Origin of the sequence: Streptomyces sp. NK08204 (assembly GCF_020400585.1) — a bacterium.
GTDB lineage: Bacteria > Actinomycetota > Actinomycetes > Streptomycetales > Streptomycetaceae > Streptomyces.
Map to the genome: position 1 here is coordinate 220,659 of NZ_JAINVF010000005.1, position 14,611 is coordinate 235,269.

Annotated in this window: 15 protein-coding genes; 9 read left to right on the forward strand and 6 right to left on the reverse strand. The window is 68.2% G+C overall.

Features of this window, described 5'->3' with window-relative positions; genetic code table 11:
* Positions 1–27 precede the first annotated feature (27 nt).
* The 3 genes from gnd to dnaA all read right to left on the reverse strand — a co-directional run bounded on the left by gnd (position 28) and on the right by dnaA (position 5,104).
* Complete coding sequence (gene gnd / locus K7G59_RS10665) at positions 28–903, reverse strand: phosphogluconate dehydrogenase (NAD(+)-dependent, decarboxylating) (protein ID WP_225832673.1); 876 nt, start codon at positions 901–903, stop codon at positions 28–30.
* A 157-nt stretch (positions 904–1,060) separates the two neighbouring features.
* Positions 1,061–2,191 carry a DNA polymerase III subunit beta gene (dnaN, locus tag K7G59_RS10670; RefSeq protein WP_225832675.1) on the reverse strand — a complete coding sequence of 377 codons (1,131 nt, stop codon included), beginning with the start codon at positions 2,189–2,191 and terminating at the stop codon, positions 1,061–1,063.
* A gap of 939 nt (positions 2,192–3,130) precedes the next feature.
* Positions 3,131–5,104 carry a chromosomal replication initiator protein DnaA gene (gene dnaA, locus K7G59_RS10675; protein ID WP_225832678.1) on the reverse strand — a complete coding sequence of 658 codons (1,974 nt, stop codon included), beginning with the start codon at positions 5,102–5,104 and terminating at the stop codon, positions 3,131–3,133.
* 368 nt (positions 5,105–5,472) lie between these two features.
* Between dnaA and rpmH the strand changes: the two genes are divergently transcribed.
* The 9 genes from rpmH (at position 5,473) to K7G59_RS10720 (ending at position 12,395) form a co-directional block, all read left to right on the forward strand.
* Positions 5,473–5,610, forward strand: coding sequence for a 50S ribosomal protein L34 (rpmH, locus tag K7G59_RS10680; protein ID WP_003956500.1), 138 nt, complete (start codon positions 5,473–5,475; stop codon positions 5,608–5,610).
* Positions 5,611–5,631: 21 nt separating this feature from the next.
* Complete coding sequence (rnpA, locus tag K7G59_RS10685; protein WP_225832680.1) at positions 5,632–6,003, forward strand: ribonuclease P protein component; 372 nt, start codon at positions 5,632–5,634, stop codon at positions 6,001–6,003.
* A complete protein-coding gene (gene yidD, locus K7G59_RS10690; protein WP_225832682.1) occupies positions 6,000–6,365 on the forward strand; it encodes a membrane protein insertion efficiency factor YidD in 366 nt (121 codons plus the stop codon). Before rnpA ends, yidD begins: the two co-directional genes overlap by 4 nt.
* A gap of 3 nt (positions 6,366–6,368) precedes the next feature.
* On the forward strand, positions 6,369–7,652 hold the full coding sequence (gene yidC, locus K7G59_RS10695; protein WP_225832685.1) for a membrane protein insertase YidC: 1,284 nt from the start codon (positions 6,369–6,371) through the stop codon (positions 7,650–7,652).
* A 15-nt stretch (positions 7,653–7,667) separates the two neighbouring features.
* On the forward strand, positions 7,668–8,180 hold the full coding sequence (locus tag K7G59_RS10700) for a R3H domain-containing nucleic acid-binding protein (protein WP_225832688.1): 513 nt from the start codon (positions 7,668–7,670) through the stop codon (positions 8,178–8,180).
* Between the two features lie 116 nt (positions 8,181–8,296).
* The gene (gene rsmG, locus K7G59_RS10705) at positions 8,297–9,013 is read left to right on the forward strand and encodes a 16S rRNA (guanine(527)-N(7))-methyltransferase RsmG (protein WP_225832690.1); all 717 of its coding nucleotides are present in this window, start codon (positions 8,297–8,299) and stop codon (positions 9,011–9,013) included.
* 265 nt (positions 9,014–9,278) lie between these two features.
* On the forward strand, positions 9,279–10,367 hold the full coding sequence (locus tag K7G59_RS10710; RefSeq protein ID WP_308295018.1) for a ParA family protein: 1,089 nt from the start codon (positions 9,279–9,281) through the stop codon (positions 10,365–10,367).
* The gene (locus tag K7G59_RS10715; RefSeq protein WP_225832693.1) at positions 10,364–11,464 is read left to right on the forward strand and encodes a ParB/RepB/Spo0J family partition protein; all 1,101 of its coding nucleotides are present in this window, start codon (positions 10,364–10,366) and stop codon (positions 11,462–11,464) included. The genes K7G59_RS10710 and K7G59_RS10715 overlap by 4 nt, the downstream gene beginning before the upstream one ends.
* A gap of 313 nt (positions 11,465–11,777) precedes the next feature.
* The gene (locus tag K7G59_RS10720) at positions 11,778–12,395 is read left to right on the forward strand and encodes a GNAT family N-acetyltransferase (protein ID WP_225832695.1); all 618 of its coding nucleotides are present in this window, start codon (positions 11,778–11,780) and stop codon (positions 12,393–12,395) included.
* A 76-nt stretch (positions 12,396–12,471) separates the two neighbouring features.
* Here K7G59_RS10720 and trxA read toward each other — a convergent pair whose 3' ends face one another.
* The 3 genes from trxA to K7G59_RS34980 form a co-directional block, all read right to left on the reverse strand.
* Positions 12,472–12,798, reverse strand: a complete 327-nt coding sequence (gene trxA / locus K7G59_RS10725) for a thioredoxin (protein WP_308295012.1) — start codon at positions 12,796–12,798, stop codon at positions 12,472–12,474.
* Between the two features lie 69 nt (positions 12,799–12,867).
* Positions 12,868–13,815, reverse strand: a complete 948-nt coding sequence (gene trxB, locus K7G59_RS10730; protein WP_225832698.1) for a thioredoxin-disulfide reductase — start codon at positions 13,813–13,815, stop codon at positions 12,868–12,870.
* Positions 13,816–13,971: 156 nt separating this feature from the next.
* Positions 13,972–14,328, reverse strand: coding sequence for a hypothetical protein (locus K7G59_RS34980; RefSeq protein WP_308295013.1), 357 nt, complete (start codon positions 14,326–14,328; stop codon positions 13,972–13,974).
* Positions 14,329–14,611 lie beyond the last annotated feature (283 nt).

Consider the following 14,611-nt stretch of genomic DNA (forward strand, 5'->3'; position numbering starts at 1 on the left):
TGTGGATCGCGGGGGCGATCCTGTGGATTACTTCTTCTCTACGGCGTGACCGCCGAACTGGTTGCGCAGCGCGGCGATCATCTTCATCTGCGGCGAGTCCTCCTGGCGGGAGGCGAACCGCGCGAACAGCGAAGCGGTGATCGCGGGCAGCGGGACCGCGTTGTCGATGGCGGCCTCCACAGTCCAGCGTCCCTCACCGGAGTCCTGTGCGTAACCGCGCAGGCCCTCCAGGTGCTCGTCGTCGTCCAGCGCGTTGACCGCGAGGTCGAGCAGCCAGGAGCGGATGACGGTGCCCTCCTGCCAGGAGCGGAAGACCTCGCGGACGTTCTCCACGGAGTCGACCTTCTCCAGCAGCTCCCAGCCCTCGGCGTAGGCCTGCATCATCGCGTACTCGATGCCGTTGTGGACCATCTTCGCGAAATGGCCCGCACCGACCTTGCCGGCGTGCACCGAGCCGAAGTCGCCCTCCGGCTTGAGCGCGTCGAAGACCGGCTGGACCCTGGCGACGTGCTCGGCGTCGCCGCCGTACATCAGCGCATAGCCGTTCTCCAGGCCCCAGACGCCGCCGGAGACGCCGCAGTCGACGAAGCCTATGCCCTTGGCGGCCAGCTCCTCGGCGTGCTTCTCGTCGTCCGTCCAGCGGGAGTTGCCGCCGTCCACCACCACGTCGCCGGGCTCCAGCAGCTCGGCGAGCTGGTCGATGGTGGACTGGGTGGGCTCGCCGGCCGGGACCATCACCCAGACCACGCGCGGACCGCTGAGCTTGCCCACAAGCTCTTCCAGGCTGTGGACATCCGCGACGTCGGGGTTGCGGTCGTATCCGATGACGGTGTGGCCCGCGCGGCGGATCCGCTCGCGCATGTTGCCGCCCATCTTGCCGAGGCCGACGAGACCGAGCTCCATCAGTTTGGTTCCTTTGGGTTGCTGTGTGGCATGAGGGGCACCGCGTGCCCGGCCCCGAGCCTAGCCGCGACCCCTCGCGCACAGCTGTGGGCATACGCGCTCATACGTATGCCCTCACCTGGGACTTTGCTCAGTTGCCCACAGCCTGTGGACGCAATCAGCCGCTGAGCCGCACCGGCATGATCAGGTACTTGTACGCGTCGTCCGCCTCCGCGTCGACCGCCGGCTTGCCGCTGAGCAGCGCCGGCTTCGTGGACGTGGTGAACGACAGCTGGGCCACCGGGGAGTCGATGGCGCTCAGGCCGTCCAGCAGGAACGTCGGGTTGAAGGCGATCGAGATGTCGTCGCCCTCCAGCTGGGCGTCGACCCTTTCCACAGCCTGTGCGTCGTCGCTGGAGCCGGCCTCCAGGATCAGCACGCCCTGCTCGAAGCTGAGCCTCACCGGGGTGTTGCGCTCGGCAACCAGGGCCACACGCTTGACGGCCTCCACGAAGGGGGCGGTCTCGATCACGGCCACGGAGTTGAACTCCGTCGGGAACAGCGTGCGGTACTTCGGCAGGTCGCCCTCGAGCAGCCGCGTGGTCGTACGCCGGCCCGCACCCTCGAAACCGATCAGGCCCTCGCCCGCGCCGGAGCCGGACAGCGCCAGCGTGACGCTGTCGCCCGCGCCGAGGGACTTGGCGGTGTCCAGCAGCGTCTTGGCCGGGACCAGGGCGACCGCGGAGGCGTCGGGGTTCTCCGGCTTCCAGAGGAACTCACGGACCGCGAAGCGGTAGCGGTCGGTGGAGGCGAGGGTGACCGTGTCGCCCTCGATCTCGATGCGCACACCGGTGAGCACCGGGAGCGTGTCGTCACGGCCGGCGGCGATGGCCACCTGGGACACCGCGGCGGCGAAGACCTCGCCGGGCACGGTGCCCGTCGCGCTCGGCATCTGCGGCAGCGCCGGGTACTCCTCCACAGGGAGGGTGTGGAGGGTGAAGCGGGAGGAGCCGCAGACCACGGTCGCCCGTACACCGTCTGTGGAAATCTCCACCGGACGGTTGGGCAGGGCGCGGGAGATGTCGGCGAGCAGGCGGCCGGAGACGAGGACGGTGCCCTCCTCCTCGACCTCGGCCTCGACACTCACACGCGCGGAGACCTCGTAGTCGAAGCTCGACAGGCTCAGCTGGCCGTCCTCGGCCTTGAGCAGCAGGCCGGCGAGGACAGGCGCCGGCGGACGGGCCGGGAGGCTGCGTGCCGCCCAGGCCACTGCCTCCGCGAGTACGTCGCGTTCCACCCGGATCTTCACCGTAAGCCGCCTCCTGCTGTTGCTACTGAGTCCTCCGACTCGGTGTCACCGCCCACCGCGACGGGAAGGACACCGGGGACCAGTCTGACGCACCGCACTGACAGCAGGTGCCCGTCGGGGTCAAGTCGGCCGGAGGGGCAGCCGGGCTCGACGGGGCGAGTTGTGCACAGGTCCCGCTTCAAAACGATTGCCGAGCTATCTCTAGTCGGGAGTAGTAGTAGGGCCTGTGGATACCGTGGATAACCCCGTTTTCCCAGCTCAGAGTGGGATTTTTATCCACCGGCCCTGTGGGTGGGGCCCGTGGACAACCGGGGGTGTCTGTGGAGAACAGAAAGTTCTGCACACTCCGCCCACAGCCCGGGGGCAGTTCTCCCCAGCTGCGTCCCCAGATTTACCCACGTTGCCCACACCCCAATCCAGCATCTTCGTGTGACGCCTTTCACTCGACGCGGTGAGCGGGTGCCTGGCGTTGCCGAACAGTGGACAGCCGTGTGGAGAAGCCGGGCATCGCTGGGGACAAGCCGCCTCAGCCTGTGGGTTCCCCGTGGAAAACTTCGTCCCCAGCCTGTGGATCCTCTCTTCGTCCACAGTCTGTGGAGATCCTCCGTCCACGATTCCACAGGCGGCTGAGCTGGGAGGACGCGCAGTGGGCAACCTCCCTGTGGACACAGTTCGGGACAACTCCACAGTCCCCAGGGTGTGGACGGCAGAAAGTCACCGAATCTGTGGAGGGTGGCCGTAACCAGGCAGTTAATCGAACAGCGGGTGGCGGTGGCGCGGTGCTTCATCCGCTGCCCGGAGCCTCACGGGCCGCCCCTCCGCACGCGAAAAGGCGCCCCGGGAGGTTCCCTGGGGCGCCCTCAGCGCGGCGGTACGGCCGGCGGCCGGCCTTCTTGGCCTGCCGGTCCTGGCTTGCCGTTCCTGGTCAGCTGTTCCTGGTCAGCCGTTCTTGATGCGGTTCGTCAGCTCGGTCACCTGGTTGTAGATCGAGCGCCGCTCGGCCATCAGCGCGCGGATCTTGCGGTCGGCGTGCATGACGGTCGTGTGGTCGCGACCGCCGAACTGCGCGCCGATCTTCGGCAGCGACAGATCGGTCAGCTCGCGGCACAGGTACATGGCGATCTGCCGGGCCGTGACCAGCGCGCGCCCCCGGGAGGTGCCGCACAGGTCCTCCACGGTCAGCCCGAAGTAGTCGGCGGTGGCCGCCATGATGGCCGTCGCGGTGATCTCGGGCGCGCTGTCCTCGCCGCCCGGGATCAGATCCTTCAGGACGATCTCGGTCAGGCCCAGGTCCACGGGCTGCCGGTTGAGCGATGCGAAGGCCGTCACACGGATCAGCGCGCCCTCCAGCTCACGGATGTTCCGCGAGATCCGGGAGGCGATGAACTCCAGCACCTCCGGCGGGGCGTTGAGCTGCTCCTGTACCGCCTTCTTGCGCAGGATCGCGATACGCGTCTCCAGCTCGGGCGGCTGGACGTCGGTGATCAGACCCCACTCGAACCGGTTCCGCAGCCGGTCCTCCAGCGTGACCAGCTGCTTGGGCGGCCGGTCGGAGGACAGCACGATCTGCTTGTTCGCGTTGTGGAGCGTGTTGAAGGTGTGGAAGAACTCCTCCTGCGTCGACTCCTTGTCCGCGAGGAACTGGATGTCGTCGACGAGCAGGATGTCCATCTCGCGGTAGCGCTTGCGGAAGCTGTCGCCCTTGCCGTCGCGGATGGAGTTGATGAACTCGTTGGTGAACTCCTCGGAGCTGACGTACCGCACCCGCGTGCCCGGGTAGAGGCTGCGCGCGTAGTGCCCGATGGCGTGCAGCAGGTGCGTCTTGCCGAGCCCCGACTCCCCGTAGATGAACAGGGGGTTGTACGCCTTGGCCGGCGCCTCGGCGACGGCCACCGCGGCGGCGTGCGCGAAGCGGTTGGAGGCGCCGATGACGAACGTGTCGAAGAGGTACTTCGGGTTGAGCCGTGCCGTCGGCTCGCCGGAACCGCCCGTCGCCGACTGCCCGGCCAGCGGACCGGGGCCGCCCGACGTCGGCGCGTCCGGGCGGCCGGTGCCCGCGCGGTGCGCCGGACCGGCCCCGCCCGGCTGCTCGGTCAGGTCACGGCGGCCGGGATCACGCTGGTCGTACTCGGAGCGCGCGGATTCGTAGTCCGGGCGTGCGTCGTACCCCGTGCGCGCCGAGTCGTACTCGCCGCGCTGCTGCTCGTACGACGGGCGGTCCATGCCGGGCGTGCGGTAGTCCTGCGCCGGGGTGCCGTACGGATCCTGCGACGGCGAGGCGTACGGATCCCGTTCCGGGAAGCCGAGCCGCGGCTGCTGCCAGCTGTACTCGTCCTTGCGGTAATCGTCCTGGCGGTAATCGTCCTGCGCGGGGCGCGGCCAGGCGCCGGGCTCGGGGCGCTGGTACTCGGACGGGTATGCCGGGCGGACGGCCGGGAGCTGGTCCGGGCGGGACACCGGGTCCGGGCCGGGGAGCTGGTCGGCGGCGCGGTGGCGACCGTAGCCCTCGTACGGTCCGGAGGGCAGCTCCGGCTCCTCGTACCGGGTCTCTTCGTACCGGGTCTCCTCGTACCGCGGCTCCTCGTAGCGGGGCTGCGACTGCGGGACCGGCGGTGCGGCGGGAGCCGGCGGCTCGCCCGCGGAGTCGTCCACGGTGATGGCGATACGGATGGGCCGGCCGCACTCGCGGCTCAGCGTCTCGCTGACGATCGGCGCGAGGCGGCCCTCCAGTACCCCCTTCGCGAATTCGTTCGGTACGGCGAGCAGAGCGGTGTCCGCGACCAGCGCAAGCGGCTGGCAGCGCCGGATCCAGTGCTCGTCCTTCGCCTCGACACCCTGTCCGCGGCCGTCCCCGAGGAGCTGGTCCAGAACTCGTGGCCACACTGCGGCAAGATCGGCAGGTACGTCAGCCACAGGGCACGCTCTCTCACAGGTCCCACGAACGTGTGGTTCGTGGACGGGTCGGGATATCAGGTCGGTTGGGGATAAGGGAACGAATCGGAGTTCATCCACGGTAGTCAGCGCGGCGGGTGCGGTTCAAGTTGTTGTCCCCAGCCTGTGGACAGTGTCTCTCAGCGGCCCCGGTTTGACCGGATGGCGCAGCCCCGCGTACCGTAACCAAGTCGAGTTGTCGATGGCTGCTGCCGCCTGCCTCCGATGGGCACAGGTCACTTCAGGTGATCGGTAAGCGGTGCACTCGGGCGTGACGCGAGCTTCTCGTGGGCGCACGGTGACAGCCAGGACGGCCACCCGCCACTACTGATTCTTTCTGGAGCCCCCGAGTGAGCAAGCGCACCTTCCAGCCGAACAACCGTCGTCGCGCGAAGACCCACGGCTTCCGGCTGCGTATGCGCACCCGTGCCGGCCGCGCGATTCTCGCGTCCCGCCGTAGCAAGGGTCGCGCCCGTCTGTCCGCCTGATCCCGGTCAGGTCATGACGTCGTGCTGCCCACCGAGAACCGGCTGAGGCGGCGCGAGGACTTCGCGACCGCGGTACGACGGGGTCGCCGGGCAGGCCGCCCGACCCTCGTCGTCCACCTTCGTAGCGGTGCCACGGACCCGCACGCGCCTGGGGAGAGCGCTCCCCCGACGCGTGCGGGTTTCGTCGTGAGCAAGGCTGTGGGTGGTGCGGTGGTGCGCAACAAAGTGAAGCGCAGACTGCGCCATCTGATGCGTGACCGAGTCGTCCTCTTCCCCCCCGGTAGCCTGGTAGTCGTACGAGCGTTGCCCGGAGCGGGTGACGCGGACCACGCACAGCTGGCCCAAGACCTCGATGCCGCCGTTCAGCGGCTGCTGGGAGGGGGCGCGCGATGAAGTACCCACTGCTGGCCCTGATCAAGCTGTACCAGTGGACGATCAGTCCACTGCTGGGGCCGGTGTGCAAGTACTACCCGTCGTGCTCCCACTATGGCTACACGGCCATCGACCGGCACGGTGCGATCAAGGGAACAGCGCTCACCGCCTGGCGCATCCTCCGGTGCAACCCGTGGTCGCTCGGCGGGGTGGACCATGTTCCGCCGCGCAAGCGTCCGCGGTGGCACGAGATGCTGCGCGACGCCTGGCGCGCACGCAAGGGCGGGCCCTCCGCCGCCGAACCGGCCACCGAGGAGAAGTCTTCATCCGAGCTTCCTTCGAGCCCGGCCGCAGAGACCTCGTCCCATGCCCAAGGAGCATGATTAGTGGACACGATTGCCAGCCTCTTCAGCTTCATCACGACACCCGTTTCATGGGTCATCGTCCAGTTCCACACCGTGTACGGCGCGATCTTCGGCCCTGACACCGGGTGGGCCTGGGGCTTGTCCATCGTGTCCCTGGTGATTCTGATCCGCATCTGCCTGATCCCGCTCTTCGTGAAGCAGATCAAGGCGACGCGCGCAATGCAGACGCTCCAGCCGGAGATGAAGAAGATCCAGGAGCGCTACAAGAACGACCGGCAGCGCCAGTCCGAAGAGATGATGAAGCTGTACAAGGACGCGGGCACCAACCCGCTGTCCTCGTGCCTTCCCATCCTCGCGCAGTCCCCGTTCTTCTTCGCCCTGTACCACGTGCTCAACGGCATCGCGGGCCAGAAGAAGGTCGGTGTCATCGACGGGAAGCTGCTGGACAGTGCGCACCAGGCGCACATCTTCGGCGCCCCGCTGGCCGCGAAGTTCCTGGACAGCGCCGACACGGCCGCGCGGCTCGGCGCCTCGCTGACGGACATCCGCGTCGTCACCGCGGTCATGATCATCCTGATGTCGGCGTCGCAGTTCTACACGCAGCGCCAGCTGATGACGAAGAACGTCGACACCACGGTGAAGACGCCGTTCATGCAGCAGCAGAAGATGCTGATGTACGTCTTCCCCATCATGTTCGCCTTCTTCGGCATCCGGTTCCCCGTCGGTGTCCTCGTCTACTGGCTGACCACGAACGTGTGGACCATGGGCCAGCAGATGTACGTCATCCACAACAACCCGACCCCGGGTTCCAAGGCGCAGGCCGCCTACCTGGAGCGCCTGACCAAGCACGTCACGCACCACGGCAAGGTCCGCCGGCGCAGCGAGAAGGCCATCGTCAAGGCCATCGTCGCCAAGGGCCGCGACCGCAACGAGTTCGAGCGGAAGTTCATCAACGGCCTGAGCAAGGCCGGTTTTGCCGCCCAGGCCGACGGCACCGTGGTGAAGAGTGAGGGCCAGGCTGTGCTGCAGACCGAGGACGGCGGCACGACCACCACCACGGCCACCGCCACCGCGGTCCGGCGCCAGCAGCCCAAGCGTCAGACCAAGGCTCAGCGTCAGTCCGGCGGGTCCAAGCAGGCGGGCGACACCGAGTCCCCCTCGCTGGAGAAGTCCGACGAGCCGCAGGACGCCAAGCCCGCCGCTGTTCAGGAGTCGTCGAAGCCCGGCTCCGGCACCCGCAGCAGGGCCCAGTCCGGGCAGCGCAAGGGTGGCCCGCAGCGGCCCAAGTCCCCGTCCAAGAAGTAAGAAGGAGCCCATCCCGTGACGGAAGGCACCACCTCCGCCGCTGCCGAGGGTGAAGACACCCTCACCCGCCTGGAGCAGGAGGGCGAGATCGCGGCGGACTACCTGGAGGGTCTGCTGGACATCGCCGACCTCGACGGCGACATCGACATGGACGTCGAGGCCGACCGCGCCGCTGTGTCGATCATCAGCGACACCGGCAGCCGTGACCTGCAGAAGCTGGTCGGCCGTGACGGCGAGGTGCTGGAGGCGCTGCAGGAGCTGACGCGCCTGGCTGTGCACCGGGAGACCGGCGACCGCAGTCGGCTGATGCTGGACATCGCGGGCTACCGGGCCAAGAAGCGGGCCGAGCTGTCCGAGCTGGGTGCCAAGGCGGCGGCCGAGGCCAAGAGCACCGGCGAGTCCGTGAAGCTCAAGCCGATGACCCCGTTCGAGCGCAAGGTCGTGCACGACGCGGTCAAGGCCGCCGGACTGCGCAGCGAGTCCGAGGGCGAGGAGCCGCAGCGGTTCGTCGTCGTGCTGCCCGCCTGATCGGTCCCACGTTTCACCGGCCCCGTCTGTAGCGCAGACGGGGCCGAACTTTGTCAGCCTGGTAGTTCTGGTGGCCGACGCGCGGAGCGTCGGCGCTGTACGGAAGGACGGTCCCCGTGACGGAGGAAGCGGAGCTTCCCCCCGCGCCCGAGCAGGCGCGGGAAGTGTTTGGTGATCGCTTCGCCGATGCGGTCCGCTATGCGGAGCTGCTCGCCGAGGCGGGCGTGCAGCGGGGTCTGATCGGCCCGCGGGAGGTCCCCCGTCTGTGGGAGCGGCACCTGCTGAACTGCGCGGTGCTCTCGGAGGCCGTTCCGGAGGGGGTGACGGTGTGCGACGTCGGATCGGGCGCCGGGTTGCCGGGCATCCCGCTGGCCCTGGTCCGGGACGACCTGAACATCACCCTGCTGGAGCCCTTGCTGCGGCGCACCAACTTCCTCACCGAGGTCGTCGAGCTGCTCGGCCTGAAGCATGTCACCGTCGTGCGGGGGCGTGCCGAGGAGGTCATGGGCAAGCTGCCGCCGGTGCATGTGGTGACCGCCCGCGCTGTGGCTCCGCTGGACCGGCTGGCCACATGGGGCATCCCGCTGTTGCGCCCGTACGGCGAGATGCTCGCGCTCAAGGGCGACACCGCCGAGGAGGAGCTGAAGGCGGCGGCCACGGCTCTCAGCAAGCTCGGTGCGGTCTCCACGTCCATCCTGCATGTGGGTGAGGGAGTGGTGGACCCGCTGTCCACCGTCGTGCGGGTCGAGGTCGGGGAGTCTCCGGGCGGTGTGCGGTTCGCCGCGAAGCGGGCGAAGGCGGCTCGGGCCGGTCGCGTGCGCCGACGTCGCTGATCCGTCCTGACGACGGGCCGTACTCCACACAAGCTGCCAAACCTGCGCAAGCCGGAGTGTCGCGGAGGTCCGGTCGCCGGCGCTGTGCATCGTGTTTCACGTGAAACGTCGCTCACTGCTGCAGGGCATCATCAGTCGTGGCCGCGCCGCGGCCGAACCTCGCGACCGGAAACCTCTCCGTTCACTCAGAGGAGCAACGGAGTTGTCCACAGAGGTGGATTTCTCCACAGAACACCAGGCCTCACTGGTTCACGACCAGGAAGGCATGGGAGGCTCTGTTCATTGCGAGCCTGAAGTCGAGGAGAGTGAATCCTTGCGGTCCGACGCCAACATCGCGGGACCGATGACCGATCCGGTCCCCGGTCCCCGTACCGAGTCGATGGGGGTGGATGTTTCACGTGAAACACCGTCCCCGATGGACGACACTCCCATCGGTCGTGCTGCCCAACTGGCGGTAGAGGCGTTGGGGCGTGCCGGTGCAGGCCTGCCGCGACCTGAGCGGACCCGAGTCATCGTGGTCGCCAACCAGAAGGGCGGTGTGGGCAAGACGACGACGACCGTCAACCTTGCTGCTTCGCTGGCTCTGCACGGTGCCCGTGTCCTGGTGATCGACCTCGACCCACAGGGCAACGCGTCCACGGCTCTGGGAATCGACCATCACGCCGAAGTCCCTTCTGTCTACGACGTATTGGTGGAGAGCAGGCCTCTCGCCGAGGTCGTTCAGCCCGTGACGGACGTCGAGGGCCTCTTCTGTGCCCCCGCTACGATCGATCTCGCCGGTGCGGAGATCGAGTTGGTGTCGCTGGTGGCTCGCGAGAGCCGACTTCAGCGGGCGATCCAGGCGTACGAGCAGCCGCTGGACTACATCCTCATCGACTGCCCGCCGTCCCTCGGTCTGTTGACCGTCAACGCGATGGTCGCCGGCCAGGAGGTCCTCATCCCCATCCAGTGCGAGTACTACGCATTGGAGGGCCTGGGCCAACTGCTGCGTAACGTCGACCTGGTGCGGGGGCACCTCAACCCCACCCTGCATGTGTCGACCATCCTGCTCACCATGTACGACGGCCGGACGCGTCTCGCCTCCCAGGTCGCGGAAGAGGTGCGCACCCACTTCGGCGACGAGGTGCTGCGGACGAGCATTCCCCGCTCGGTCCGTATCTCCGAGGCGCCGAGCTACGGGCAGACGGTGCTGACCTACGATCCAGGATCGAGCGGCGCTCTCTCCTATCTTGAGGCAGCCCGAGAAATCGCGCTCAAGGGCATCGGCATCAGCTACGACGCGAGCCAGGCCCACATCGGTGCCCAGAACAACGGCGCCCAGAACAACCCGAACATGGTGGAGGGGATCCAGTGAGCGAGCGACGGAGGGGGCTGGGCCGTGGTCTCGGCGCACTGATCCCCGCTGCCCCGACGGAGAAGAACCCGGCCTCGACCGCGATGGGGAGTGGCGCGTCCATGTCTCCCGCCGCCGTCCCGGGGCTGACGGCCGACCGTGGGGTGGCCGCGGCGAAGGTGGCCACGCTGCCGTCGGTCTCACGTGAAGCCGAGGAGCACTCGGCGGCCCCTGCCACGGAGACGCCCGTGCCTCCGATGGGTGCCCACTTCGCCGAGATCCCTCTCGACGCGATCACCCCGAACCCGCGCCAGCCGCGTGAGGTCTTTGACGAGGACGCGCTCCAGGAGCTGGTCACCTCCATCAAGGAGGTCGGCCTGCTCCAGCCCGTCGTCGTCCGGCAGCTGGGTCCGGCCCGCTACGAGCTGATCATGGGCGAGCGGCGCTGGCGGGCCTGCCGTGAGGCCGGCCTGGAGGCGATTCCGGCGATCGTCCGGGCCACGGACGACGAGAAGCTCCTTCTGGACGCGCTGCTGGAGAACCTGCACCGTGCCCAACTGAACCCGCTGGAGGAGGCAGCCGCCTACGACCAGCTGCTGCGGGACTTCAACTGCACGCACGACCAGCTGGCCGACCGGATCGGTCGCTCCCGTCCGCAGGTCTCCAACACCCTGCGTCTGCTGAAGCTCTCGCCGGCGGTCCAGCGTCGGGTCGCCGCCGGGGTGCTCTCCGCCGGACACGCGCGGGCGCTGCTGTCCGTCGAGGACTCGGAGGAGCAGGACCGGCTGGCCCACCGCATCGTGGCGGAGGGGCTGTCCGTGCGGGCCGTCGAGGAGATCGTGACCTTGATGGGCTCGCGTCCCCAGACGACCCAGCGCTCCAAGGGCCCGCGCGCCGGTGCACGGGTCTCTCCGGCACTGAGCAGCCTGGCGACGCGTCTTTCCGACCGCTTCGAGACCCGGGTGAAGGTCGACCTGGGCCAGAAGAAGGGCAAGATCACGGTCGAGTTCGCCTCCATGGAGGACCTTGAGCGGATCCTCAGCACCCTTGCCCCCGGTGAGGGGCCGGTCCTGCAGAAGGGCCTTCAGGAGGTCGAGGCCGAGGACGACGACGTCTGACCCCCGGACGCCTCTGGCTGAGGAGGAGCGGGCCGTGTCCGGTGTGTGCCGGAACGCGGTCCGCTCTTTGCTTTGAGGCGGTATCGAGGCAATCGCATGGCGGATACGATGCGAACGAGGTATGGCGCATCGACCTGGCAGCATCTCCGAGCGGGGGAACAGGGGCCATGCGAACGATGAGTCACACCGGACTGGTGAGCGCGGTCCCGGGCCTCGGAGCGGTCGGTGGATTCGTCGGCAACCTGCTCAGGGATCGAAGTGCTCCGACAGCCGCTCGCGATGCCGCGGGCGAGGGAAGCGAGGAACAGCCTTCATGGGGCGCCGGCTCGTACCGCTCACGCTGGACAACCTTCAGGATCTTCCCCAGCGTTGCCGTTCGTGCGTCTTCTGGGAACTGGACCCTGTCAGCGCAGAGGCGGCGGTAAAAGGAGGCACGGCCGCGCCGGAGAAGGAGGCCTGGATCTCCGCGGTCCTGCTGGACTGGGGATCGTGCGGCCGGGTGGTCTACGTCGATGACGTCCCGGTGGGCTTCGTGCTCTATGCGCCCCCGGCCTATGTGCCGCGCTCCGCGGCGTTCCCCACGAGCCCGGTCTCACCGGATGCGGTTCAGCTCATCACGTCGTTCATCATGCCTGGATACCAGGGGCAGGGACTCGGCCGGGTGATGGTCCAGACGGTCGCCAAGGATCTGCTGCGGCGCGGCTTCAAGGCGATCGAGGCGTTCGGGGACGCTCGCTGGAAGGAGCCCGCGTGCCTGCTGCCCGCGGAGCATCTCCTGGCCGTGGGCTTCAAGACGGTCAGGCAGCATCCCACGCACCCTCGGCTGCGGCTGGAGCTGCGATCCACGCTTTCCTGGAAGCAGGACGTGGAGCTGGCACTCGACCGGCTCCTGGGAGCGGTACAGAAGGAGCCCGTGCTGAGGCCGCTGTAGGGGCGGGGTCAGTGCAGCGGCATAAGCGAATGGGCCATCCCCGTGGGGTTGGCCCATTCGTGTTTCACGTGAAACGTCACTCGGCGATGAACTCGTCGAGGTCACGCAGAAGCGCGGCCTTCGGCTTGGCGCCGACGATCGTCTTGGTGACCTCACCGCCCTGGTAGACGTTCAGGGTCGGGATGGACATCACGCCGTACTTGGCGGCCGTCGTCGGGTTCTCGTCGATGTTGAGCTTGACGATCTCGATCTTGTCGCCGTGCTCGGCGGCGATCGCCTCGAGGGACGGGGCGATCTGGCGGCACGGGCCGCACCACTCGGCCCAGAAGTCCACCAGGACGGGCTTGCCGCTCTTGAGGACGTCCTCTTCGAAGGTCGCGTCGGTCACTTGCTTCAGGGCCACGGCGGGCTCCTTACCTTGATGCGTTGGGGGTGGGGAGGGAAGGAAGAAGTCGGTCGGTGGTCTCTTCGCCTAGGCGTTGTCCCCGTCGGCGAGGGCCGCGAGGAAGCGCTCGGCGTCGAGGGCGGAGGAGCAGCCGGTGCCGGCCGCGGTGATCGCCTGGCGGTAGGTGTGGTCGACCACGTCGCCGGCGGCGAAGACACCGGTCAGGTTGGTCCGGGTGGAGGGCGAGGCGACCTTCAGGTAGCCCTCGTCGTCCAGGTCCAGCTGGCCCTTGAACAGCTCGGTGCGCGGGTCGTGGCCGATGGCGATGAACAGGCCCGTCACGGGCAGGTCGGACAGCTCGCCCGTCTTGACGTTGCGCAGCTTCAGGCCGGAGAGCTTCTGCTCGCCCTGGACCTCCGCGACCTCGCTGTCCCAGACGAACTTGATCTTCGGGTCGGCGAACGCTCGGTCCTGCATCGCCTTGGACGCGCGCAGGGTGTCACGGCGGTGGACGATCGTCACGGACTTGGCGAACCGGGAGAGGAAGGTGGCCTCCTCCATCGCGGTGTCACCACCACCGATGACGGCGATGTCCTGGTCCTTGAAGAAGAACCCGTCACAGGTGGCACACCAGGAGACGCCACGGCCGGAGAGCGCATCCTCGTTCGGCAGACCGAGCTTGCGGTGCTGGGAGCCGGTCGCGACGATGACGGCCTTCGCACGGTGGACGGTGCCCACGGTGTCGGTGACGGTCTTGATCTCACCGGTCAGGTCGACGGAGACGATGTCGTCCGGGATCAGCTCGGCGCCAAAGCGCTCGGCCTGCGTCCGCATGTTGTCCATCAGCTCGGGACCCATGATGCCGTCGCGGAAGCCCGGGAAGTTCTCCACCTCGGTGGTGTTCATCAGCGCGCCACCTGCGGTGACGGCGCCCTCGAACACCAGGGGCTTCAGCGACGCGCGCGCGGTGTAGAGCGCCGCCGTGTAGCCTGCGGGCCCGGAGCCGATGATGATCACGTTACGGACGTCGCTCACGGCTTGATTCCTCGTCTCTGGTCTGCATCTGTCGACCGGTGGGAGCACTGTTCAGAACTCTCACCCCACCCAACGGATCCTAAGGGGCTCGCATTCCCTCTGGCTCTGGGCACACGCAGACTCAGGGACGCGCGACCGAACGCTCCTGTCCCGGACTCAGGGATGAGCGAAGGACTGCTTCAGAAGCACCTTGCCCGGCGAGGCGGGATGCCGCAGTACGCAGGCCGCGTCGACGACATAGGCCGTGACCCGTGAGCTGTCATGGGTGTCGGGCAGAACGACGAGGTAGGTGCTTTTTCCGGCGTACCTGCCGGTCTTGGCGGCCAGCACGCTGTCGCTGCGATGGATCGCCTGCTGGACACACTCGGGGACCGCAACCTGGCTCTGGAGCAGGGTGTGTGCGCTCTCGCTCGTGCCGGGCGTGTTCTTCCCCGAGTCGACGCCGCGCGACCGCTCCGACCCCTGCTGCGCGCCCTGCTTGGCGGCGAGCAGCTCCTGCACCTGCTTCTGCACACTCTCCCCGGAGAAGGGGCCCGCGGACGAGCTGGACGTTGCGTGGGCAGTTGTATCGGAGGAGTGGCCGCCCTCTGACTGCAGGACATAGGTCCCGGCGCCGAGCACAGCTGCGGTGAGCGCGGCACCAAGGACGATGGCCCCGACGCGCCGCCGTCCGCGCCCTGAACCCCTCCGCCCCGGTCCGGTCGCTGCCTGCGGCCGCCCGGCGGGCCGGTCAGCCGGAGCCGATGTTTCACGTGAAACATGTCCGGCGCCGTTCCCGGCGGAGAAGCGGGCGGGA

What these genes read in the sequence shown, in the direction of transcription:
- gnd (WP_225832673.1), bottom strand. Translation starts at nt 903, where the DNA reads ATGGAGCTCGGTCTCGTCGGCCTCGGCAAGATGGGCGGCAACATGCGC.
- yidD (WP_225832682.1), top strand. Translation starts at nt 6,000, where the DNA reads ATGAAGTACCCACTGCTGGCCCTGATCAAGCTGTACCAGTGGACGATC.
- K7G59_RS10710 (WP_308295018.1), top strand. Translation starts at nt 9,279, where the DNA reads ATGGGAGGCTCTGTTCATTGCGAGCCTGAAGTCGAGGAGAGTGAATCC.
- K7G59_RS10720 (WP_225832695.1), top strand. Translation starts at nt 11,778, where the DNA reads ATGGGGCGCCGGCTCGTACCGCTCACGCTGGACAACCTTCAGGATCTT.